The organism is Streptomyces sp. NPDC018026, assembly GCF_044327745.1.
Taxonomy (GTDB): Bacteria; Actinomycetota; Actinomycetes; order Streptomycetales; family Streptomycetaceae; genus Streptomyces; species Streptomyces rubrogriseus.
The window spans coordinates 1-23,706 of sequence record NZ_JBIRFY010000006.1 but is presented as its reverse complement, the minus strand read 5'-3'; the positions used below and the strand labels follow the sequence as shown (position 1 = coordinate 23,706).

At 72.5% G+C, this 23,706-nt stretch carries 18 protein-coding genes; 16 read left to right on the top strand and 2 right to left on the bottom strand.

Going from position 1 to position 23,706, the window contains the following annotated elements; translation table 11 throughout:
• Positions 1-18: 18 nt before the first annotated feature.
• The 11 genes from rmdB to ACH4D3_RS19785 all read left to right on the top strand — a co-directional run bounded on the left by rmdB (position 19) and on the right by ACH4D3_RS19785 (position 13,675).
• The gene (gene rmdB / locus ACH4D3_RS19835) at positions 19-2,247 is read left to right on the top strand and encodes a cyclic Di-GMP phosphodiesterase RmdB (RefSeq protein ID WP_398323665.1); all 2,229 of its coding nucleotides are present in this window, start codon (positions 19-21) and stop codon (positions 2,245-2,247) included.
• Positions 2,248-2,454: 207 nt separating this feature from the next.
• Positions 2,455-2,751 carry an Asp-tRNA(Asn)/Glu-tRNA(Gln) amidotransferase subunit GatC gene (gene gatC, locus ACH4D3_RS19830; RefSeq protein ID WP_003973500.1) on the top strand — a complete coding sequence of 99 codons (297 nt, stop codon included), beginning with the start codon at positions 2,455-2,457 and terminating at the stop codon, positions 2,749-2,751.
• Positions 2,752-2,754: 3 nt separating this feature from the next.
• Positions 2,755-4,248, top strand: coding sequence for an Asp-tRNA(Asn)/Glu-tRNA(Gln) amidotransferase subunit GatA (gatA, locus tag ACH4D3_RS19825; protein ID WP_398323662.1), 1,494 nt, complete (start codon positions 2,755-2,757; stop codon positions 4,246-4,248).
• Positions 4,245-4,484: a hypothetical protein gene (locus tag ACH4D3_RS19820; protein ID WP_030188427.1), complete on the top strand. Its 240-nt coding sequence runs from the start codon at positions 4,245-4,247 to the stop codon at positions 4,482-4,484. The genes gatA and ACH4D3_RS19820 overlap by 4 nt, the downstream gene beginning before the upstream one ends.
• Positions 4,485-4,499: 15 nt before the next feature.
• Positions 4,500-6,014, top strand: coding sequence for an Asp-tRNA(Asn)/Glu-tRNA(Gln) amidotransferase subunit GatB (gatB, locus tag ACH4D3_RS19815; protein ID WP_398323661.1), 1,515 nt, complete (start codon positions 4,500-4,502; stop codon positions 6,012-6,014).
• Between the two features lie 253 nt (positions 6,015-6,267).
• Positions 6,268-8,514: an MMPL family transporter gene (locus tag ACH4D3_RS19810; protein WP_398323659.1), complete on the top strand. Its 2,247-nt coding sequence runs from the start codon at positions 6,268-6,270 to the stop codon at positions 8,512-8,514.
• Entirely contained in the window at positions 8,492-9,076 is a 585-nt protein-coding gene (locus ACH4D3_RS19805; protein WP_398323657.1) for a GNAT family N-acetyltransferase, read from the top strand. Before ACH4D3_RS19810 ends, ACH4D3_RS19805 begins: the two co-directional genes overlap by 23 nt.
• A 35-nt stretch (positions 9,077-9,111) precedes the next feature.
• Positions 9,112-9,720, top strand: coding sequence for a hypothetical protein (locus ACH4D3_RS19800; protein ID WP_398323655.1), 609 nt, complete (start codon positions 9,112-9,114; stop codon positions 9,718-9,720).
• 219 nt (positions 9,721-9,939) lie between these two features.
• Positions 9,940-10,125, top strand: a complete 186-nt coding sequence (locus ACH4D3_RS19795; RefSeq protein ID WP_398323653.1) for a hypothetical protein — start codon at positions 9,940-9,942, stop codon at positions 10,123-10,125.
• Positions 10,126-10,256: 131 nt separating this feature from the next.
• The gene (locus ACH4D3_RS19790) at positions 10,257-13,427 is read left to right on the top strand and encodes an AAA family ATPase (RefSeq protein ID WP_398323651.1); all 3,171 of its coding nucleotides are present in this window, start codon (positions 10,257-10,259) and stop codon (positions 13,425-13,427) included.
• Positions 13,428-13,465: 38 nt separating this feature from the next.
• Positions 13,466-13,675, top strand: a complete 210-nt coding sequence (locus ACH4D3_RS19785; protein ID WP_398323649.1) for a DUF6191 domain-containing protein — start codon at positions 13,466-13,468, stop codon at positions 13,673-13,675.
• Between the two features lie 8 nt (positions 13,676-13,683).
• On the opposite strand, the gene ACH4D3_RS19780 is transcribed toward ACH4D3_RS19785, so the two are convergent.
• Together ACH4D3_RS19780 and ACH4D3_RS19775 are read right to left on the bottom strand one after the other, a co-directional pair.
• The gene (locus ACH4D3_RS19780; protein ID WP_398323647.1) at positions 13,684-14,892 is read right to left on the bottom strand and encodes a PQQ-dependent sugar dehydrogenase; all 1,209 of its coding nucleotides are present in this window, start codon (positions 14,890-14,892) and stop codon (positions 13,684-13,686) included.
• Positions 14,893-15,021: 129 nt separating this feature from the next.
• A complete protein-coding gene (locus tag ACH4D3_RS19775) occupies positions 15,022-16,020 on the bottom strand; it encodes an aldo/keto reductase (RefSeq protein WP_398323645.1) in 999 nt (332 codons plus the stop codon).
• 74 nt (positions 16,021-16,094) lie between these two features.
• Here ACH4D3_RS19775 and ACH4D3_RS19770 point away from each other — a divergent pair, with 74 nt between their 5' ends.
• The 5 genes from ACH4D3_RS19770 to ACH4D3_RS19750 all read left to right on the top strand — a co-directional run.
• Entirely contained in the window at positions 16,095-17,036 is a 942-nt protein-coding gene (locus ACH4D3_RS19770; RefSeq protein WP_398323643.1) for a 2-hydroxyacid dehydrogenase, read from the top strand.
• 414 nt (positions 17,037-17,450) lie between these two features.
• On the top strand, positions 17,451-20,549 hold the full coding sequence (locus ACH4D3_RS19765; RefSeq protein WP_398323642.1) for a putative bifunctional diguanylate cyclase/phosphodiesterase: 3,099 nt from the start codon (positions 17,451-17,453) through the stop codon (positions 20,547-20,549).
• 241 nt (positions 20,550-20,790) lie between these two features.
• Positions 20,791-22,632: an acetolactate synthase large subunit gene (locus ACH4D3_RS19760; protein ID WP_398323640.1), complete on the top strand. Its 1,842-nt coding sequence runs from the start codon at positions 20,791-20,793 to the stop codon at positions 22,630-22,632.
• A gap of 21 nt (positions 22,633-22,653) precedes the next feature.
• On the top strand, positions 22,654-23,178 hold the full coding sequence (gene ilvN, locus ACH4D3_RS19755; protein ID WP_003973483.1) for an acetolactate synthase small subunit: 525 nt from the start codon (positions 22,654-22,656) through the stop codon (positions 23,176-23,178).
• A gap of 139 nt (positions 23,179-23,317) precedes the next feature.
• On the top strand, positions 23,318-23,706 hold a 389-nt coding region (locus ACH4D3_RS19750), incomplete at its 3' end, for an NAD(P)-binding domain-containing protein (protein ID WP_398323638.1).

Sequence of the window (23,706 nt, the reverse complement as noted above, 5' to 3'; positions counted from 1 at the left end):
GCTGTGAGAGGGACGGGAATGGAACCGACCGAGAGCGCCGCCGCGGGCTCACGGCTGAGCCTGCGTCGCATGGCGGGCGCGTGGCACGTGAGCCGGTGGCTCGGGCAACGCGATGGTGGCGTCCCGCGTCCCGCGACGGGCAGCCGCATGCCGCAGGCCACCGGCCACACCACCGGACACCTCCACGGCGCCGCCGATCCGGACGGCGAACGGCACCTGTCCTGGCCCGCGTTGCCCGCGGCCGTCGTCGCGATCGCCGCCTTCGTCCTGGGCGCCGGTTTCTACCGGGCGTTCAGCGACGGACACGCCCTCTTCCCGTCCGGCACCGCCGGCTGGTCCCTGGCCGTGCTGGCCGGCATCGTCGTCGGCCACCTGGTGATGCTCGGCCGCTCCCGCTGGTGGGGCGGCACCGGCTCGGGCGCCGCCCTCACCCTCGCCGTCCTGCTGCTGTACGGCTGGGTCCCGGCCGGCATGGTCAGCCTCACCGTCGTCGTCCTGGTCGGGATAGCCCGCCGGGGCCGCTGGCGGCAGGGCGTCCTGCACGGCGCGGTGGACATCCTCGGCATCGCCGCGGGTGCCCTGGTGCTCGGCGTCTGCGGCTCCGTACCGTCCGTGGAGCACCCCTGGGACCCGGCCACCTGGGGGGTGTACGCGGCCCCCAAGGTGGTGCTCGTCGCCGTCGCCTACCTCGCCGTCACCCGGGCCCTGCTCTGGTACCTCCAGACCCCGCGCCCCGGCCTGCCCACCGTCGCCCGCACCGCCCTGGTCAGACAGGGACTGGTCGCGGTCGCGCTGCTCGGCATCGCCCCGCTGGTCTGCGTCGTCGCCGTCGCCAAGCCGCTGCTGCTGCCGCTGTTCGCCATCCCGCTCATCGCCCTCGACTCCACGCTGTGGATCGCCCGCGCCCGCGCCGAGGAGCAGCTGCGCGACCCGCTCACCGGCCTGCCCAACCGGCAGTGGCTCCTGGAGCGCACCTGGACCGCGCTGGACGACGCCGAGCGCATCGGCGCCCGCGCCGCCCTGATGCTGATCGACCTCGACCGTTTCCGGTCGGTCAACGACACACTCGGGCACCTCGCCGGCGACCGGCTGCTGCTGCAGACCGCCGACCGGCTGCGACAGGCCCTGCCGCGCGGGGCGGAGGCCGCGCGGCTCGGCGGTGACGAGTTCGCCGTCTTACTGCCCGTCGCCGACTCCACCACGTCGGCGACCCGGATCGCCCGGAGCCTGGTGGGCGCGCTCAGTTCCCCGATGGACCTGGACGGGCTCACCCTCGTCCTGGAGGCCAGCGCCGGCGTCGCCGTCTTCCCGGACCACGCGCTGGACGCCGAGGGGCTGCTGCGCCGCGCCGACGTGGCGATGTACCAGGCGAAGCGGGACCGCACCGGCGTGGAGGTCTACGAGTCCAAGCGGGACTCCAACACCCCGGACCGGCTCGGCCTCCTCGGCGACCTGCGCCGGGCCCTGGACGCCCACGAGGTCCAGCTGCACTACCAGCCCAAGGTCCGCTTCGACGGCCAGGTCGCGGGCCTGGAGGCGCTGGTGCGCTGGGTGCACCCGGAGCGGGGCAAGGTGCCGCCGGACGAGTTCATAGCGATCGCCGAGTCCTCCGGGCTGATGCCCCACCTCACCGAGTACGTACTGGAGACGGCGCTCGGCCAGGTCGCCCGGTGGCGCGCCCAGGGGCTGTTCGTGCCGGTCGCGGTCAACGTCTCCCCGCGCGACGTCCACACCCCCGGCTTCGCGGGCTCGGTGGCCGCCCGGCTCGCCCGGCACGGAGTCCCCGCGGGAGCGCTCCAGCTCGAAATCACGGAGCACGTCCTCCTGGAGGACCCGCAGCGCGCGGCCGACACCCTCAACGCACTCACCGGACACGGCGTCAAGATGTCGCTGGACGACTTCGGCACCGGTTACTCCTCCCTCGTCCACCTGCGCAGGCTGCCCGTCAGCGAGCTGAAGATCGACCGCTCGTTCGTGGCCCGGCTGGCCATCGACAACGAGGACGCCGAGATCGTGCGCTGCACCGTCGACCTCGCGCACTCGCTCGGCCTGCTCGTCGTCGCCGAGGGCGTGGAGGACGACGAGACCTGGGAGCGCCTGCGGGACCTCGGCTGCGACGCCGTACAGGGCTGGCTGGTCGCGGCCGCGATGCCCCCGGAGGAGACCACCGCCTGGCTGCTCGCCCGCGGCTCCCGCGGCTGGGTCCGGACCGCCGCCGCCCTGCCCGCCGCGGCCAGCGACGAGTGACCCGACCACGACGGCCACGACAACCACTTCCCGCGCAGCACGGCCCGGGACGCGCGGCGCCGTGGAAGCGCCCCGGGGAAACCGTTTAACGGACACGGGGCCCGGCCCCATAGGATTGGGCCAAACCGATTGGGCCGAATCGACGGGGACAAGCGACTTGTCCCGGCCGAAGTGCCCCGACCACACACTCACCCAGAGGAACGCTGCATGCCTGGCATCACGCGCGAGGAGGTCGCCCACCTCGCCCGGCTGGCGCGTCTGGAGCTGAAGCCCGAAGAGCTCGAGCACTTCGCGGGACAGCTGGACGACATCATCGGCGCGGTCGCCCGCGTCAGCGAGGTCGCCGACCAAGACGTACCGCCGACCTCGCACCCGCTCCCGCTGACGAACGTCATGCGGCCGGACGAGGTCCGTCCGTCGCTCACGCCCGAGCAGGCGCTTTCCGGCGCCCCGGCCCAGGAGCAGCAGCGTTTCAAGGTGCCGCAGATCCTGGGGGAGGAGTAAGCCATGAGCGACATCATCAGGCTCACCGCGGCCGAGATCGCCGCGAAGATCGCCTCCGGCGAGCTGACCGCCGTCCAGGTCACCGAGGCCCACCTGGCCCGCATCGAGGCCGTCGACGAGAAGGTGCACGCCTTCCTGCACGTCGACCGCGAGGGCGCGCTGGCCCAGGCCCGCGCCGTCGACGAGAAGCGCGAGCGCGGGGAGAAGCTCGGCCCGCTGGCCGGCGTCCCCCTCGCGCTCAAGGACATCTTCACCACCGAGGGCATCCCCACCACCGTCGGCTCGAAGATCCTCGAGGGCTGGATCCCGCCGTACGACGCGACCGTCACCCAGCGCCTCAAGGCCGCCGACGTCGTCATCCTCGGCAAGACCAACATGGACGAGTTCGCCATGGGGTCCTCCACCGAGAACAGCGCCTACGGCCCGACCGGCAACCCCTGGGACCTCACCAAGATCCCCGGCGGCTCCGGCGGCGGCTCCTCCGCGGCACTCGCCGCCTTCCAGGCCCCGCTCGCCATCGGCACCGACACCGGCGGCTCCATCCGCCAGCCCGCGTCCGTCACCGGCACGGTCGGCGTCAAGCCGACCTACGGCGGCGTCTCCCGGTACGGCATGGTGGCCTTCTCCTCCTCCCTCGACCAGGGCGGCCCCTGCGCCCGCACGGTCCTGGACGCGGCCCTGCTGCACGAGGTGATCGCCGGGCACGACCCGATGGACTCCACCTCCATCGACGCCCCCGTCCCCGCGGTCGTCGAGGCCGCCCGCAACGGCAGCGTCGACGGCATGCGCGTCGGCGTCGTCAAGCAGTTCCGCGGCGAGGGCTACCAGGCCGGTGTCGTGCAGCGCTTCGACGAGTCCGTCGAGCTGCTGAAGTCGCTGGGCGCCGAGATCGTCGAGCTGGACTGCCCGTCCTTCGACCTCGCGCTCTCCGCGTACTACCTGATCGCCCCCTCCGAGTGCTCCTCCAACCTCGCCCGCTTCGACGGCCTGCGCTACGGCGCCCGCGTCGGCGACGACGGCACGCACTCCGCCGAGGAGGTCACCTCCCTGACCCGCGAGGCCGGGTTCGGCCCCGAGGTCAAGCGCCGCATCATGCTCGGCACGTACGCCCTGTCGAGCGGGTACTACGACGCTTACTACGGCAGCGCCCAGAAGGTCCGCACCCTCATCAAGCAGGAGTTCGAGCGGGCCTTCGAGCAGGTCGACGTGATCGTCTCCCCGACGACCCCGACCACCGCCTTCGCGATCGGCGAGCGCGCCGACGACCCGATGGCGATGTACCTGGCCGACCTGTGCACCATCCCCACCAACCTGGCGGGCAACGCGGCCATGTCGCTGCCCTGCGGCCTCGCGCCCGAGGACAACCTGCCGGTGGGTCTGCAGATCATCGCCCCCGCCATGAAGGACGACCGGCTCTACAAGGTCGGCGCCGCCGTCGAGGCCGCCTTCGTGGAAAAGTGGGGCCACCCGCTGATCGAGGAGGCACCGTCGCTGTGAGCGCACTGTCCAAGGCCAAGGGCTTCAAGAAGTCCAAGTCCGGTCTGTACGTCTCGATGGCCACCTCGGCGTTCGGCGCCGTGGGTGTCTACAAGCAGATCAAGAAGGCGCGTGGCGAGAGTGACACGCTGCGGCTGCTCGACGCCGTCGTGACCGGCGCCGCGGTCGTCACCAACCTCGCCATCCTCTACCGCGAGCTGAAGCGCCTCGGCGACGACGACGTCCTGCTGGGCTGAGAGGGAAGTTTCACCGTGACCACCACGACCGACCTGGTGTCGTACGAGGACGCACTCGCGTCGTACGACCCCGTCATGGGCCTTGAGGTCCATGTCGAACTCGGCACCCACACCAAGATGTTCTGCGGCTGTTCGACCGCGCTCGGTGCCGACCCCAACACCCAGACCTGCCCCGTCTGCCTCGGCATGCCCGGCGCGCTCCCGGTCGTCAACGCGACCGGCGTCGAGTCGGCGATCAAGATCGGTCTCGCGCTGAACTGCGAGATCGCCGAGTGGTGCCGCTTCGCCCGGAAGAACTACTTCTATCCGGACATGCCGAAGAACTTCCAGACCTCCCAGTACGACGAGCCGATCGCCTTCGACGGCTACCTCGACGTGCAGCTGGAGGACGGGGAGACCTTCCGCGTCCAGATCGAGCGCGCCCACATGGAGGAGGACACCGGCAAGTCGCTGCACGTCGGCGGCGCGACCGGCCGGATCCACGGCGCCTCGCACTCCCTGCTCGACTACAACCGCGCCGGCATCCCGCTCATCGAGATCGTCACCAAGCCGATCGAGGGAGCGGGCGAGCGGGCCCCCGAGGTCGCCCGGGCGTACGTCCGTGAGCTGCGCGAGCTCATCCGCGCCCTCGGCGTGTCCGAGGCCCGCATGGAGATGGGCCAGATGCGCTGCGACGTCAACCTGTCGCTGCGCCCGCACGGCCGGGAGAAGTTCGGCACCCGCAGCGAGACCAAGAACGTCAACTCGCTGCGCTCCGTCGAGCGCGCCGCCCGCTTCGAGATCCAGCGGCACGCCGCCGTGCTGAACGACGGCGGCACGATCATCCAGGAGACCCGCCACTTCCACGAGGACACGGGGTCCACCACCTCGGGCCGCGTGAAGGAGGAGGCCGAGGACTACCGGTACTTCCCGGAGCCCGACCTGGTGCCCGTCGCCCCGTCCCGCGAGTGGGTCGAGGAGCTGCGGGCGGGACTGCCCGAGCTGCCGCTGGTGCGCCGCAACCGGCTCCGCGAGGAGTGGGGCATCTCCGGCAACGACATGCAGTCCATCCTCAACGCCGGAGCGCTGGACCCGATCGTCGCCACCATCGACGCCGGTGCCGACGCGGCCTCCGCCCGCAAGTGGTGGATGGGCGAGCTGGCCCGCAGCGCCAACGAGTCGGGCAAGGCGCTCGACGAGCTGGCGATCACGCCGGTCCAGGTCGCCCGCGTCGCCGAGCTGGTGACCAAGGGCGAGCTGAACGACAAGCTGGCCCGCCAGGTCATCCTCGGCGTCCTCGCCGGTGAGGGCACTCCGGACGAGGTCGTCGACAAGCGCGGCCTGAAGGTCGTCTCCGACGAGGGCGCGCTCACCACCGCCGTCGACGAGGCCATCGCCGGCAACCCGGGCATCGCGGACAAGATCCGCGGCGGCAAGGTGGCGGCCGCCGGCGCCCTGGTCGGCGCGGTCATGAAGGCGACCCGGGGCCAGGCGGACGCGGCCCGCGTCAAGGAACTGATCCTGGAGAAGCTGGGCGTCACCGAGGGCTGAGCCCGAGGGTCGAGACCCGCTACACCACGAGCCCTGGGGGGACGCGCCGAGCCCGGCGCGTCCCCCCAGGGCCGTTGTTGTGAATAAGCCCACTAAGTCCGCAAAGGATCACTTCTGGCTGCAAGAGTGATTCCGCATTGCTCATGCGTTCTTTGCGGGCCGTTCACACCATGGACGACCGTTCCCGGTGTTCCCGGCTTCACGGGTGTTCCCGGTCAAAGATCCACAATCAGACACCCCTGGGAGCACGTTCGTGGCAGCCCTCGCACGCTGGTGTGTTCAACGTCGCCTCGTCACCGTCCTGCTCTGGCTGCTCGCCCTCGGCGGGGTGGCCACGGCCGCCACGGTCGCCGGCTCCGCGTACTCCAACGACTACGGGATCCCCGGCACCGGCTCCGACCGCGCCTCCCGGCTGCTCGAATCCCGCTTCCCCGACCTCGGCGGCGACAGCGACACGATCGTCTGGCACACCACGACCGGCACCGTCCGCGCCGCCGACGTCGAGCAGGCCATGACCCGCACCCTGGACCGCATCGCGGACCTGCCCGGGGTGGCCGCGGTCATCAGCCCGTACGACGACCCCGACTCGCCCCTGATCAGCGAGAACGCCGACACCGCATACGCGACCGTCACCTTCGCGGCCGCCTCCCAGGACATCGACGCGGGCCAGGCGCGGGCCGTGGTGGACGCCGCCGAGGCGGCCGAGACCGACGGACTCCGCGTCGAACTGGGCGGCGGCGCCATAGCGCTCACCGAGTCCGGCGGCAGCCACCTCGCCGAGGCCGTCGGCGTGGCCGTGGCCGCGGTCGTCCTCTTCCTGGCCTTCGGCTCCGTCGCCGCGGCCCTGCTGCCCATCGCCACCGCGCTGGTCTCCGTCGGCACCGCCTACGCCGGCATCACCCTCCTCGGCCACGCCATGACCGTCGCCGACTTCGCGCCCATGCTGGGCACCCTCATCGGACTCGGCGTCGGCATCGACTACGCCCTGTTCATCGTCACCAGACACCGGCGCGGACTGAAGCGGGGCCTGTCCGTGGCGGACGCCGCCGCCGACGCCGTGGCGACCACCGGACGAGCCGTCGTGTTCGCGGGTGCCACCGTCTGCATCGCCCTGCTGGGCATGCTGATCCTCCGGCTGAGCTTCCTCAACGGCGTCGCCGTCGCCGCCTCGCTGACCGTGCTCCTCACCGTCGCCGCGTCCGTGACGCTGCTGCCCGCCCTGCTGTCGTACATCGGACCGCGCGCCCTGAGCCGCCGCGAGCGGCGCCGGCTCGCCGAGCACGGCCCCGAGCCCGAGGTACCGACCGGGTTCGCCGCCCGCTGGTCGGCCTTCGTCGAGCGCCACCCGAAACTGCTCGGCGCGCTCGCCCTCGTCGTCATCACCGTCATCGCCCTGCCCACCCTCGGCCTGCGCCTGGGCACCTCCGACCAGGGCAACGACCCCAAGGCCAGCACCACCCGCCAGGCCTACGACCTGCTCGCCGACGGCTTCGGCCCCGGCGTCAACGGCCCGCTCACCCTGGTCACCGAGGTGCGCGGCGCCGAGGACCGGCTCGCCCTGGACAACCTGGACGCCACCCTGCGCACCACCGAGGGCGTCTCCTCGGTGACCCCGGTGATGTACAACTCCGGCGGCGACGCCGCGTACCTCACCGTCGTACCCGAGTCGGCGCCGCAGTCCGAGGACACCAGCGACCTGGTCGAGCGGCTGCGCTCCGAGGTGCTGCCGCGGGCCGAGGCCGGCACCGCGCTCGACGTGCACGTCGGCGGCGTGACGGCGGGCTACGACGACTTCGCCGACGTCATCGTCGGCAAGCTGCCCCTGTTCGTCGGCGTCGTCATCGGCCTGGGCTGCCTGCTGCTCCTGCTGGCCTTCCGGTCCGTCGGCATCCCGCTCAAGGCCGCCGCCATGAACGTCGCCGCCGTCGCCGCCGCCTTCGGCGTGGTCGTGGCGATCTTCCAGTGGGGCTGGGGGAGCGAACTGCTCGGCCTCGGCAGTGCGGGGCCGATCGAACCCTTCCTGCCCGTGATCATGGTCTCGGTGCTCTTCGGGCTCTCCATGGACTACCAGGTCTTCCTGGTCAGCCGGATGTACGAGGAGTGGCTGGAGACCGGCGACAACCGCCGGGCCGTCCGGGTCGGGCTCGCCGAGACCGGCCGCGTGATCAACTCCGCCGCCGTCATCATGATCTCGGTCTTCCTCGCCTTCGTCCTCAGCGGTGACCGGGTGATCGCCATGTTCGGCATCGCGCTGGCCGCCGCGGTCGCCCTGGACGCCTTCGTCCTGCGCACCCTCCTGGTGCCCGCCCTGATGCACCTGCTCGGCCGGGCCAACTGGTGGCTGCCGCGCCGCCTGGACGCCCTCCTGCCGCGCATCAGCATCGAGCCGCCCGAGTGCCGGGCCGCCCATGAGAGGCTGGCCGCGGCGACGGACGCCGAGGTGGCGGACGTCCTTGCGGAGGAGGAACGGCAGCGGGATGTACGCGATACCACTGGGTGACGACGGAGCCGAACTGCGCCCCCTGGAGACCTGGCACGCCGAGGAGTTCCTGGCCCACCTGGACCGCGGCCGGGACTTCATCACCGAGCACATCCCCTTCGGAGCGAAGGCCACCGACGTGGACTCGGCGCGCGCGGTGCTCCAGGCCTACGTCGACCGGCACGCCGCCGACAGCGGCTTCCTGCACGGGCTGTGGCTGGACGGCACCCTCGTCGGCGGCCTGCTCTACCGCGTCTTCGACGCCGCCACCGGCGTCTGCGAGATCGGCTGCTGGCTGGAGCCCGCCGGAACGGGCCGCGGCCTGGTCACCCGCGGTGCCCGCGTACTGATCGACTGGGCCTTCGACGAGCGCGGCATGCACCGCGTGGAGTGGCACGCCTCCTCGGCGAACACCCCGAGTGTCAACGCCGCGCGGCGACTCGGCATGATGCGTGAGGGCGTGCTGCGCGAAAGCTTTCCCTACCGGGGCACGCGCCAGGACATGGAGGTGTGGGCGGTGCTCGCACCCGAGTGGCGGGCCGCACGGGAAGCACGCGCGCGTGCCGCTCAAAGGGATCATTAAGGGACCTCTCAGACAGCGTCCGTACGGTGCGAGGCATGGGAACGAAGACAGTGGACGAGACCGGCGTGAAGACCGACGAGCACAAGACGGACGAGGCGGCCGAGGCGGCCGAGGCGACCGAGGCCTCCGAGTCCATTGAGGTCACCAAGGCGGCCGAGGCCCCTGAGGCGGCCGAGACCGACACCCCCGAGGACGCCGACGCGGCCGCGGACGAGGACACGGACGGCACCGAAGGGACCGCGGCGGCCCCCACCGGCGTCGGCCAGGGCGCGGGCGCCGTGGTCTCCGCCGGTCTCGGCATCGTCTCCCTGACCGGCAGCTGGGTCGGCACCGTGGCCTCCGCGCGCGAGTCGCTGATGGGCCAGCTGCAGACCTCCTCGTCGTCGGACGTCGGCACGCTGATCGAGAAGGGCTACGGCAACGCCTGGCAGGCCACCGCGATGTGGGGCGGCATCTTCGCCCTGGTCGCGCTGATCGTCGGCGTCGTCGTGCTGGCCCGTCCCGCGTTCGGCGCGCCCGGCCGCCCGCAGGCCCCGTGGATCAAGTCGGTCGCCTGGGCGGGCGTCGCCCTCGGCGTCATCGGCCTGCTGCTGGCCGTCCTGAAGTACACGGACGTCCTGCTGGGGCTGCCCGCCACCGGCTGACCAGGCATTTCCGAGGGGTCTTGGGACGGTCGCCCGCCTGTGGCGCGCGCCCTAAGACCCCTTACGCGCGTCTAAGACCCCTCACGCGCCTCTAAGGCCCCGCGCGGCGCCGAAGATGCGGAACATACCCGATGTGGCCCACCCCCCTGGGAGACGAAGGTTGAGGCATCGCAAGCAAGCAAGCGAAGCCGAAACCGAACCGAAGCCGAGGGGCACACCATGTACGAGTACGAGTTCCAGCAGTACCGTTCCGCCGAACTGATCCGCCGCGCCGACGAGGCCCGGCTGGCCCGCGAGGTGCTCCGGGCCCGTCGCGCCGCCCGCCGCCAGGCCCGCCACGGCGGTGCCGTGGCCGAGAGCCATACGCCGCGCCGGCGCGGGCACCGGTTCGCCCGGACCGCGTGAACGGGGGAGCCGGGGAGGGGGGCCGCACGGCCTCCCTCCCCGCCGTCGTTCCCGCCGCCGTTGCGGCCACCGTCGTTCCGGCCGCGGTCCAGCTGCCGAAAACCGGTGACCCGCTGTCGTACCCGCGTGCGATGCTCGGGTCCGTGGAGACCAGGTCCGTCAGTCCCGTGTTCGTCGGCCGCACCGGCGAACTGGACACGTTGAACGACGCGCTCGCCCGCGCCACGGGCAGCGACGCCGCCGGGGCGCCCGCCACCAGGGCGCCCGCCACCGGCGGAGAGCCGCAGGCACTGCTGCTCGGCGGCGAGGCCGGCGTCGGCAAGACCCGCCTCGTCGAGGAGTTCGCCGCCGCGGCGGACCGGCGCGGCGCCGTCGTCGCACTGGGCGGCTGCGTGGAGATCGGCGCCGACGGGCTGCCCTTCGCGCCCTTCTCCACCGCGCTGCGCGCCCTGCGCCGCCACCTGCCCGAGGAACTGGCCGCCGCGGCCGCCGGCCAGGAGGAGGAGCTGGCCCGGCTGCTGCCCGAACTGGGCGAGGGCACCCCGGTCACCGGCGGCGGCCGGCACGACGAGGAGAGCATGGCCCGGCTCTTCGAACTCACCGCCCGCCTCCTGGAGCGCGTCGCCGCCCGGCACACCGTCGTCCTCGTCCTGGAGGACCTGCACTGGGCCGACGCCTCCACCCGCCACCTGATCGCCTACCTCTTGCGCACCCTGCGCACCGGCCGCCTCGTCGTCCTCGCCACCTACCGCTCCGACGACATCCACCGCCGCCACCCGCTGCGCCCGCTGCTCGCCGAGCTGGACCGGCTGCGCACCGTCCGCCGCCTCGAACTCGGCCGCTTCACCCGCGACGAGGTGGGCCGCCAGATCGCCGGGATCCTCGCCCACGAGCCCGACCCGCTCCAGGTCGACGAGATCTTCGAACGCTCCGACGGCAACGCCTTCTTCGTCGAGGAACTCGCCGTCGCCGCACGCGTCGGCAGCTGCACCGGCCTCACCGACTCCCTGCGCGACCTGCTCCTGGTCCGCGTCGAAGCCCTGCCCGAGAGCGCCCAGCGGGTCGCCCGGATCGTCGCCGAGGGCGGCTCCACCGTCGAGTACCGGCTGCTCGCCGCCGTCGCCCGGCTCGCCGAGGACGACCTCATCGAGGCGCTGCGCTCCGCGGTGAACGCCAACATCCTGCTCCCCGCGCCCGACGGCGACGGCTACCGCTTCCGGCACTCCCTGGTCCGCGAGGCGGTCGGCGACGACCTGCTCCCCGGCGAACGCTCCCGCCTCAACCGGCGCTACGCCGAAGCCCTGGACGCCGATCCCACGCTGGTGCCCGCCGCCGAGCGCGTGATGCGCCTGGCCAGCTACTGGTACCACGCCCACGCCCCCGCCAAGGCCCTGCCGGCCGTCCTGGACGCCTCCGTCGAGGCTCGCCGCCGGCACGCCTACTCCGAACAGCTGCGGCTGCTGGAACGCGCGATGGAGCTGTGGGACTCCGCCCCCGACGACGTACGCGCCACCCTGCGCCCCGTCGACTGCGCCGAGGTCTACCCTCCCCCACTGCCCGAACGGCGCGGGGGGACCCCCAGCGGCTGCGACCCCGCCACCACGCCGCTGCGCTACCTGGACCTGATGGCCGAGGCCGCCGTCGCCGGGCGGCTGTGCGGGGAGCGCGAACGCGCCATGAAGATCACCAAGCGGGCGCTGCGCCTCCTGGAGGACGAACAGGACACGGGCACCGGGACGGGCGCGGACGGCCGGGACCCGCAGCGCGCGGCCTGGTTCTGGACCCAGCGCTCGCTGCTGGTCCAGGCCCAGGGCCGCGGCGACGGCTGGCGGGAGCTGGGCATCGCCCAGGAACTGGTCCGCGGCCTGCCGCCGTCCCAGGTGCACGCCGAGGTGCTTGCCATGTCCGCCAACTGGTCGATGCTCCACAGCCCCGGCCCCGACGCGATGACGGCGGCCGAACGGGCCGTCGAGTACGCGCGCATGGTGGGTGCCGAGGAGATCGAGCTGAACGCCCGGCTCACCCTCGGCGGCCTGATGGTGGACGCCGGGCAGATTGACGCCGGACTCGCCGAGATGTTCCAGGTCAGGGATCTGGTGGTGGCCCAGGACCGGTCCGCCGTGGTGGCCCGCAGCCACGTCAACCTGCCCTCGTCCCTGGAAGGCGTCGGCCGCTCGCGGGAGGCGCTCGGCATCCTGCGCGAGGGCATCGACCTCACCCGGCGCAGAGGGCTGCTGGAGTCCGAGGCCTGGGTCTGGGGCAACCTCGCCGAGTCGCTGGTCTCGCTGGGCCGCTGGGACGAGGCCCTCGAAGCCGCCGACCGGGCCGGAGCACCGGGCCGCGGCCCCGCACCACGCGGCGGCGCCGCACTCAAACGCGCCGTCGTCGCCCTCGCCCGCGGCGAGCGGGCCGAGGCCGCCGGACTGCTCGCCGAGGCCCGCGCCGCCTACGGCACCCACGACCCCATGCCGCAGCACCGCCTGCCGCTGGCGGCCCTCACCGTCGGCGTCGCCGCGGCCGAGGGACGCCTCCCCGACGCCCGCGCCGAACTGACCCGCGTCCTGGACGCGGGCTTCCCGCCCGGCACCCAGCGCTTCGGCTGGCCCCTGCTGCTGTCCGCCGCCGTGGCGGAGGCCGACGCCCGCGGCCTGCCGGCCGCCGAGGAGGGCCGCGCCGACCACCTCGACCGCCTTGCCGAGGCCGCGAAGCACCTGACGACGGGCGCCCCGGTCTGGGTCGCCCACGAGCGCTGGGTCCGCGCCGAACTCCACCGCGCCCGGGGCCGCGACACCCCGCGGCTCTGGTCCGAGGCGGTCACCGCCTTCGAATGCCTGGAGCGTCCCTACGATCTCGCCCGCGTCCGCCACCGGCTGGCCGACGCCCTCCTGACCACCGGCGGCGACGACGAGCGCGCCCGGGCCACGGAGCTGCTGCGCCTGGCCCGCACCGTCGCCGACCATCTCGGCGCGCGCCCGCTGTCCGACGCGGTCGCCGTGCTCGGCCGGCGGGCCCGCCTCACCCTCGGCCGCGCCGCCGATCCCGGACCCGCGTCCGGGCCCGCCGACCCGGCCGACGCCCTCGGCCTCACCGGCCGGGAGCGGGACGTCCTGCGGCTGGTCTCCGACGGTCGCACCAACCGGCAGATAGCCGAGGAGCTGTTCATCTCGCCCAAGACGGCCAGCGTCCACGTCTCCAACATCCTGGCCAAGCTCGGCGTCTCCGGCCGCGGCGAGGCGGCGGCGGTGGCCCACCGGCTGGCGCTGTTCCCCGCCGAACGGCTCACGTCCCGTTCGACGGAGTGAGGCTTACCCTGTAAGGGACGCCGACCGACGGAGGCCCGATGTTCAACGCATTCGAGGAACTGTTCTCGCCCGGCCGCAAACACACCACCGACGAGCAGAACCGCCTCGAACTGACCCGCGAGGACGTGGGCGACGGCGACCCCGCTCGCGGCCCCATAGACCTCACGTCGGGCAAGGTCCTCGTCCACCGGACGCGTTCCGAGACGGAGGCGGAGGAACTCGGGGCCCCGTCCCCGGAGGACGAGTAGCCGGCCGCCTACTTCACCTCCAGCTCCAGGATCCGGTCGTCGTCGCCCTTGGCGTCGCCGCGGCCGTCCGTGTTGCTGGTCACCAGCCACAGCTTGTCGCCGCCCGCCGGGGCCACCGTACGCAGCCGGCCGTACTCGCCCTCCAGGAACGCCTGCGGGTCGGCCGCGGCCTCCGTCCCCTTCAGCGGGATCCGCCACAGCCGCTCACCGCGCAGCCCCGCCATCCACACGGAGCCCTCGGCATACGCGATGCCGCTGGGGGAGGCCTCGTCGGTGCGCCACTGCGCGACCGGGTCGCGGAAGCCGGAGCCGCCGCCCTTGCCCTCCGCCTCGGGCCAGCCGTAGTTGCCGCCCGGCTCGATCGCGTTCAGCTCGTCCCAGGTGTCCTGACCGAACTCCGAGGCGAACAGCCGCTGCTTGTCGTCCCAGGCCAGTCCCTGCACGTTCCGGTGGCCGTACGAGTACACGGGGGAGTCGGGGAAGGGGTTGCCGGGCGCCGGTTCGCCGTCCGGGGTCATCCGCAGGATCTTGCCGCCGAGGGACTTCCTGTCCTGCGACAGACCGGTGTCACCGCTCTCGCCCGTGCCCGCGTAGAGCATCTTGTCGGGGCCGAAGGCGATCCGCCCGCCGTTGTGGACGACCCCCTTGGGGATGCCCCGGAAGACCGTGTCCGGCGCGCCCAGCTGCTCGCCCGACGGCTTCTTCTCGTCGTACAGCATGCGCACGACGCGGTTGTCCGAGGCGGAGGTGAAGTACGCGTAGATCATGTGGTCCGAGGCGTAGTCGGGGGAGAGCGCGATGCCGAGCAGGCCGCCCTCGCCGGACGGGGACACCCCCGGCACCTCGCCCAGCTCGGTCTTCTTGCCCGACTTCGCGTCGACGCGCGTGATCGTGGCCTCGTCGCGCGAGGAGACCAGCAGGCCGCCGCCCGGCAGCGGGGCCAGGCCCCAGGGGCTGTTCAGCCCCGTGGCGACCGTGCGGAGCACCTTGACCGAGCCCTTGGCGGGCGGTGCCTGCTCGGTGGGCGATCCGGCGGGCGGGGACTGCGCCGCCGTACTGGTGGGGGAGGCACCGCGGTCCGTTCCGGACGGGTCCGCGCCGTCGGAGGAGCCGGAGGAGCAGCCGGCCGTCAGCAGGAGAGCGGCGGTCAGCACGGCCGGCACGGCTCGACGTTGCACGATCTTGGTCCCTTCGACGCGGCGGGTTCTCCCTGTCATACACCGCAGGGGCTCCCCAAGTTCCCGATCGCCGAATCCCGAATCCCGAACCGCGAACCGCGAACCCCGAACCCGTACCCGTACCCGTAACCCCGGATCAGGCGCCCGGCCGGCCGGGCGCCGCGGGCCTCACCCCCAGGAACCCTGCGCGGGCGGCAGCGCCCACACCTCCGCCAGGTCCCGCTCGGTCAGCCGCAGCCGGGCCGCCCCCGCGTTCTGCGTCACCCAGCGCTCCTGCTTGGTGCCCGGCACCGGCACCACGTGCCGCCCCTGCGCCAGCACCCAGGCCAGCGCCACCTGCGCCGCGGTGACCCCGTCGCCGTGCCGGGCCGCGATCCGGCGCAGCGCGGCCACGATCGGCTGGTTGGCGGCCATCATCTCGGCGGTGAAGCGGGGGTGCCGGGCCCGCAGGTCCTCCGGTTCGAAGCCCTGGCCGGGCGTCAGCGTGCCGGTCAGGTAGCCGTTGCCCAGCGGCATCGCGGCCAGGAAACCGACGCCGCGCGAGACGCACCACGGCAGCAGGGTCCGCAGCGCCTCCGGGGACCACACCGACAGCTCGGCCTCCACCGCGCTCACCGGGAAGACCTGCTGTACGCGCTCCAGTTGATGGATCGTCCCGTCGTGCAGCCGTGCCCCCGGCCGCCGGGCCGAGCGCGCCCCGACCGCGCAGAGGCCGAGCGCCCGCACCTTCCCGGCCCGCACCAGCTCCGCCATCGCGCCCCAGGTCTCCTCGACGGGTATCTCCGGGTCGGCGCGGTGCAGTTGGTAGAGGTCGATGACGTCCGTCTGGAGCCGGCGCAGAGACGCGTCGCAGGCACGTTTCACATAGCCGGGGCGGCCGTTGGCCACGATGTGCTGCTCACCCACCAGCAGACCGACCTTGGTCGACACGAAGGCCTCGGACCGCCGCTCCCTCAACACCCGCCCCAGCAGCAGCTCGTTGGTGAACGGGCCGTACATGTCCGCCGTGTCCAGCAGGGAGACCCCGAGGTCGAGGGCCCGGTGCACGGCCCTGAGCGACTCGTCGCCCCGCTGCCGCGAGGCGCTGTACGCCCAGTTCATCGGCATGCACCCCAGTCCGACGGCCCCCACCGCGAGTGCCGTCGCGCCGATCGTCCTGCGCTCCACCGGTCGTGACCCTCCCTTGTCGGACCACCCAACCTAACCTTTGCCTCTCGGCCCCCTGACATAGCCTCCTGACCATGACTGCTGACGTGTGGCTGCCCATCCCGCCGGACGAGATCGAGGGCCTTCCCGAAGGTCCCGCCTACCGCCACTGGGACGGCGAGGAGACCTTCCCCGCCGACCCGGCCGACTGCGCCTTCTACGTCGTGCCCTACATGAAGCCCAGCACGGTGGGGGTGCGCCCGCTGGCCGAGATGCGCTCCGTCCAGGTCGTCCAGACCCTCTCCGCGGGCATCGACCACGTCGAACCCGGCCTGAAGCACCTGCCCGCCGGGGTACGGCTGTGCAACGCGCGCGGCGTGCACGAGGCCAGCACCGCCGAGCTGACCCTGGCCCTGGTCCTGGCCTCGCTGCGCGGCATCCCGGACTTCGTGCGGGCGCAGGACCGCGGCGAGTGGCTCGGCGGGTTCCGGCCCGCGCTCGCGGACCGGACGGTCCTCATCGTCGGGTACGGGTCGATCGGCGCCGCGATCGAGGACCGGCTCGTGCCGTTCGAGGTCGCGCCGGTGGTGCGCGTCGCGCGCTCCGCCCGCACCACGGAGCGCGGCCCCGTGCACCCGCTCACCGAACTCCCCGCCCTGCTCCCGACGGCCGACGTCGTCATCCTGTCCACACCGCTCACCGAGGCCACCCGGGGACTGGCCGACGCCGAGTTCCTGGCCCGGATGAAGGACGGTGCCCTGCTCGTCAACGTGGCGCGCGGACCGGTCGTGGACACGAAGGCGTTGCTCGCCGAACTGGAGAGCGGACGCCTCACCGCGGCCCTCGACGTGACCGACCCCGAACCGCTGCCGCCGGGCCACCCCCTGTGGCATGCTCCCGGCATAGTCGTCAGCCCGCACGCGGGCGGTCCGACCTCCGCCTTCCTGCCGCGCGCCGAGCGGCTGCTGGTGGACCAGTTGACCCGGTTCGTGAACCGGGAGCCGCTGCGCAACGTGATCCTGACGACGGGGTCGTAATCCGTTTCGGGCACCCTCCGCGACTCCCCGGATGCGGTGGGTGCGCGCATATCCGCTGGTCGTCACGGAGCGTAGAGAACCTATGTCCCTGAGTGACGAGACTGGTGTATCGTCCGACAGGGGACGCGCCGCGCACCGTACGGCGCCGGGGATGGACATCTCAGACTGTGGAGGGGGGCGACGGGCGATGCACGGCCTATGGACCGACGATCCGACGCGGCGGAGCCGCCGCCGGCGACCCTGGCGCGCGACCACGACCACGACCGCGCGCCGACGGGGTCGGCACGGCCACCGGGGTGGCCGGCCCGCTCCGCGCTGCCCCCACCCGCGCCGACCGGGCGACCGCAGAAGGCAGGACCGGCCGGCCCGCCGGTGCGCGCGGGACGCGGGAGCGGTGCGGACCTGGAGGCCCCGGTGAGTCCGCCCCCCGTGCCCACGCTGGACGGAGCGCTGCGCGGCCAGGCCGCGCCCGGACCGCTGCTGCCCCGGCCGTCGGCCGCCGCCGGCGGGCCGCCCCTCGTCCGCCAGCTCGTGCTCGCCCTGGTCTGCGCGGCCTACGCCGTCGGTGCCGCGCTCGGCTGGGGTTCGCAGTACGTCGCCAAGATCATGGGCGACTTCGGGCTGAGCGCCGCCGCGGCCGCCGCCACCGTCTCCTGCTTCCTCTACGCCCGTGGACGCCGCGTCCGCTTTCGACCGGCCTGGCTGCTCTTCGCCCTCTCCTCGGCGATGGCGTCCCTGGGCAACCTGGTCTGGGGGTGGTACGAGGTCGTGCTGCGGGTGCCGGTGCCCAGCCCCAGCTACGCGGACCTGTTCTTCCTGTGCTTCGCCCCGCCCGCCATCGTGGGGCTCCTCGTGCTCGCCAAGCGGCCGGTGACCAAGGCCGGCTGGATCTGCCTGGGCCTGGACGCCTGGCTGATCGGCGGTTCGCTGCTGACCCTGGCCTGGAGCCTGGCGCTCGCCCAGGCGGCCAAGGCCGAGGGCGGGTCCAGCGTGGCGCACGCGGCGCTCTCGGTGGCCTACCCGCTGCTCGACATCGCCCTCGTCAGCATGGTGCTCGCGCTGCACTTCCGGCGTTCGCCCGTCTGCAGATCCGCCGTCAACACCGCTATCGGCGCGCTCGCCCTGACCGTGGTGTGCGACGCCCTGTTCACCTCGCCGCTGCTGCACAACAGCTACCGCTCGGGACAGTTGCTCGACGCGGGCTGGTTCGCCGGTTCCCTGCTGCTCGCGTACGCCCCCTGGGCCGCGTCCCGGCGCGGGCGGGCGGCGCCGGACGAGAAGGGGACCGGCGGCCACACCCGCGTGGTGCGCGAGCACGTGCCCGGCCAGCGCGGCAGCGGTCACCGGCCCGCGCCTCCCTCGGTACCGCCCGCCACGCCCACCGCGCTGCCCGGACCCGGGCAGGGCGGCGAACGGGGCCGCTATCCGGCCGCCCGCCCCATCGCCGGGTCGCTGGCCGCGCTCACGCCGTACCTCGCGGCCGCCGTCTGCACCCTGGGCATCCTCTACAACGTGCTCAACGGGCGCAGCGTCGACCGCGTGGTCCTGCTGACCGGCGGCACCGTCGTGCTCGCGCTCGTCGTCCGGCAGGGCATCATGCTGCTCGACAACATCGTCCTCACCCAGGAGCTGGCCCAGAAGGAGAACCACTTCCGCTCCCTGGTCCAGGGCTCCAGCGACGTCATCATGATCGCCGCGCCGAACGGCATCCTCCGCTACGTCTCCCCGGCCGCCGCCGGGGTCTACGGACGGCCCGCGGAGGAACTGGTGGGCACCGAACTGGCCGGGCTCATCCACCCCGAGGACCTCGGCTGCGTGGTGCACGAGGTGCGCCGGTTCCTGGCCGCCAACCCGGTCGAGGAGCCCACCACACGCATCGAGTGCCGCTTCCGTTCCGGGGGCGGGGGAGGGTGGCTCAACGTCGAGTCCACCGTCAACCGGCACCACGGCGGCCTCATCTTCAACAGCCGGGACGTGACCGAAAGAGTGCGCCTCCAGGCGCAGCTCCAGCACAACGCCGAACACGACCCGCTCACCGACCTGCCCAACCGCGCCCTGTTCACCCGGCGCGTCCAGCAGGCCCTCTCCGGCCGCCGCGCCTCGGACCGGGGCGCCGCCCTGCGCGGGACGGCGGTGCTCTTCATCGACCTCGACGGCTTCAAGGGCGTCAACGACACCATCGGGCACCAGGCCGGGGACGAGCTGCTCGTCCAGGCCGCCCGCAGACTCCACGAGGCCGTCCGCAAGGGCGACACCGCCTCCCGGCTGGGCGGTGACGAGTTCGCGGCCCTGATCGTCGGGGACGGGGCCCGGGACCGGGGCGCCCGCGAGGGCCACATCCGCGAGTTGGCCGACCGGCTCAGACTGACGCTCTCCCAGCCCTACCTCATCGACGGCAACGAAGTCCGGGTCAACGCCTCCATCGGCGTCGCCTTCGCCGAACCGGGGCTGGGCGCGGGCGAGTTGCTGCGCAACGCCGACCTCGCCATGTACCGGGCCAAGGCGGGCGGCAAGGGGCGCGTCGAGCTGTACCGACCGCAGATGCAGCAGGACGTCGTACGCAAGGCCGAGCTGGCCACCCGGCTGCGCGCCGCGCTGCACGACGGGGAGTTCGCCCTGCTGCACCAGCCGGTGGTCTCGCTGACGGACGGCCGGATCACGTCGGTGTGCGCCCAGGCGCGCTGGCGCTCCTCGCAGGGCGTGCTGTTCACCCCCGCCGAGTTCCTGCGGGTGACCGAGGAGGGCGACAGAACCGCCGAACTCGACCGCTGGGTGCTGCGCGAGGCCGTCGAGCAGGCCGCAGAGCGTGCGGCGACCGGGCTGTCCGTGACCGTGGCCATACGCATCGGCGCCCGCCGCCTGCTGGACCGCTCCATGCCGCTCGGCTCCGTGGAGGCGCTGCTGACCCGGCACGGACTGCCGTCCGGCTCCCTCGTGATCGAGCTGTCGGACATCGATCCACGGGTCGGCCTCGACGAGCTGGACCGCCGGCTGAACGCCCTGCGCAGGGTCGGTGTCCGGATCGCCCTGGACGGCTTCGGCAGCGGCTACGCGGCGATCACGGCGCTGCGGCGCCTGCCCGTGGACGTCCTCAAGCTCGACCGGGGTCTGGTCGAGGGCGTAGTGGAGTCCGCACGGCTGCACAAGATCACCAGCGGTCTGCTGCGCATCGCCACCGACCTCGGACTGAAGTCCGTGGCCGACGGCGTCGACCTGCCCGAGCAGATCGTCGCCCTGCGCGCGATGGGCTGTACCCACGGACAGGGCATGGCGTTCTCCGGGGCCCTGGACGAGTACCGGCTGCGCAGAGCGCTCGCGGCCGGTCACTACCCGGTGCCCCACGGGCCGGCCGAGCCGGCCTTCGCGGGCGGCGGTGCCGGGGTCTACACCAAGGGTGTCGGCGGCCAGGGCCCGGGTCAGGTCACGGGCGGTGTCCCCTCCGGACTGCCGGCCGTTCTGAGTGGCGGCACGGTCCTTCGCTCACATAATGAGACTCCCGTCCCACCCACTTGACAGTGAGTGCGCGCCGGAGGGAAGGTCAGTGCCATGCGCACCCGAATTCTCGTACTTGGAAAGCGCGTCGGCTGAAGCTGGTGACGTCCGGACCGACCCGGACTCCCCGCGACCCACACCGACGCGCTCCCCTCGCTTGCCTTACGGCACGAGGGGTTTTTTGTTGCACAGGCACCTGCCGAGCAGCAGCACAGATCGCCCGAATCTCGCCAAAACCCTCAGCATCGAGAAGAGAACGCCGATGACCGAGCAGGCCACCGGGGCTCACCCGCAGCCCCGGCCCCGATCCGGAGGACAGTCCGCCCCCGAGCACGTCACGGGTGCGCAGTCCCTCATTCGCTCTCTCGAGGAGGTCGGCGCCGACACCGTATTCGGCATCCCCGGTGGCACGATCCTTCCGGCCTACGACCCGCTGATGGACTCCACCAGGGTGCGCCACGTCCTGGTCCGCCACGAACAGGGCGCCGGCCACGCGGCCACCGGCTACGCGCAGGCCACCGGCAAGGTCGGCGTCTGCATGGCGACCTCGGGCCCCGGTGCCACCAACCTGGTCACCCCGATCGCCGACGCCAACCTGGACTCCGTGCCGCTGGTCGCGATCACCGGGCAGGTGGTCTCCTCCGCGATCGGCACCGACGCCTTCCAGGAGGCGGACATCGTCGGCATCACCATGCCGATCACCAAGCACAGCTTCCTGGTCACCAAGGCGGAGGACATCCCCCGGGTGATCGCGCAGGCGTTCCACATCGCCTCCACCGGCCGCCCCGGCCCCGTCCTGGTCGACATCCCCAAGGACATCCTCCAGAAGAAGACCACCTTCTCCTGGCCGCCGGTGATGGACCTGCCCGGCTACCGCCCGGTCACCAAGCCGCACGCCAAGCAGATCCGCGAGGCGGCCAAGCTGATCACCGCCGCCAAGCGCCCCGTGCTCTACGTCGGCGGCGGTGTCCTCAAGGCGAAGGCCACCGCCGAGCTGAAGGTCCTCGCCGAACTCACCGGAGCGCCCGTCACCACCACCCTGATGGCGCTCGGCGCGTTCCCCGACAGCCACCCGCTGCACGTGGGAATGCCGGGCATGCACGGTGCGGTCACCGCCGTCACCGCGCTGCAGAAGGCCGACCTGATCGTCGCCCTCGGAGCCCGCTTCGACGACCGCGTCACCGGCAAGCTGGACAGCTTCGCCCCGCACGCCAAGATCGTCCACGCCGACATCGACCCGGCCGAGATCGGCAAGAACCGCGCCGCCGACGTCCCGATCGTCGGCGACGCCCGCGAGGTCGTCGCCGACCTCGTGCAGGCCGTCCAGAAGGAGCACGACGAGGGCAACAAGGGCGACTACAGCGCCTGGTGGAAGGACCTGAGCCGCTGGCGCGACACCTACCCCCTGGGCTACGACCAGCCCGAGGACGGTTCGCTCTCCCCGCAGCAGGTCATCGAGCGCGTCGGACAGCTGGCGCCCGAGGGCACGATCTTCGCGGCCGGCGTCGGCCAGCACCAGATGTGGGCCGCGCACTTCGTGCAGTACGACAAGCCCGCCACCTGGCTGAACTCCGGCGGCGCCGGAACGATGGGCTACGCCGTCCCGGCCGCCATGGGCGCCCAGGCCGGCATGCCCGACCGCACCGTCTGGGCGATCGACGGCGACGGCTGCTTCCAGATGACCAACCAGGAACTGACCACCTGTGCCCTGAACAACATCCCGATCAAGGTCGCCGTCATCAACAACGGCGCCCTCGGGATGGTCCGCCAGTGGCAGACCCTGTTCTACAACCAGCGGTACTCCAACACGGTGCTGCACTCCGGCCCGGACGACGTCAACCCCCAGGCCCGCGGCACCCGCGTCCCCGACTTCGTGAAGCTGTCGGAGGCCATGGGCTGCTACGCCATCCGCTGCGAGGACCCCGCCGACCTCGACAAGGTGATCGAGGAGGCCAACTCCATCAACGACCGCCCCGTCGTCGTCGACTTCATCGTCCACGAGGACGCGATGGTCTGGCCGATGGTCGCCGCCGGCACCTCCAACGACGAGATCATGGCCGCCCGGGACGTCCGCCCCGACTTCGGCGACAACGAAGACGACTGAGCGAGAGAGACCGAAGAGACCATGTCCAAGCACACGCTCTCCGTCCTGGTGGAGAACACCCCCGGCGTCCTGGCGCGGATCACCGCCCTCTTCTCCCGCCGCGGCTTCAACATCGACTCGCTCGCCGTCGGCGTCACCGAGCACCCCGACATCTCCCGCATCACCATCGTGGTGAGCGTCGAGGACTTCCCGCTGGAGCAGGTCACCAAGCAGCTCAACAAGCTGGTGAACGTGCTCAAGATCGTCGAGCTGGAGCCCACCCAGGCCGTCCAGCGCGAACTCGTTCTGGTGAAGGTGCGCTCCGACAACGAGACGCGCTCCCAGATCGTCGAGATCGTCCAGCTGTTCCGCGCCAAGACGGTCGACGTCTCCCCGGAGGCCGTCACCATCGAGGCCACCGGCAGCAGCGACAAGCTGACCGCCATGCTCCGGATGCTGGAACCGTACGGCATCAAGGAGCTCGTCCAGTCCGGCACGATCGCCATCGGCCGCGGCGCCCGTTCGATCACGGACCGCTCGCTGCGCGCACTCGACCGGTCCGCGTAACAACGGAAACGATCCGCAGTACGACGGAAACGGGCGGCCGGGGACACCGTCGGCCGCCCGCATTCCGAGACCCCGAGACTTCCCCTCCCCCCACCGGCATACGGTGGGACGCAACGCCTGCACACAAGGAGAGAACCCAGTGGCCGAGCTGTTCTACGACGCCGACGCCGACCTGTCCATCATCCAGGGCCGCAAGGTCGCGGTCATCGGGTACGGCAGCCAGGGCCACGCCCACGCCCTGTCGCTGCGCGACTCCGGTGTCGACGTGCGCGTCGGTCTGCACGAGGGGTCCAAGTCCAAGGCCAAGGCCGAGGAGCAGGGCCTGCGCGTGGTGAGCCCGTCCGAGGCCGCCGCCGAGGCCGACGTCATCATGATCCTAGTCCCGGACCCGATCCAGGCCGAGGTCTACGAGAAGGACATCAAGGACAACCTGAAGGACGGCGACGCGCTGTTCTTCGGCCACGGCCTGAACATCCGCTACGGCTTCATCAAGCCCCCGGCCGGCGTGGACGTCTGCATGGTCGCCCC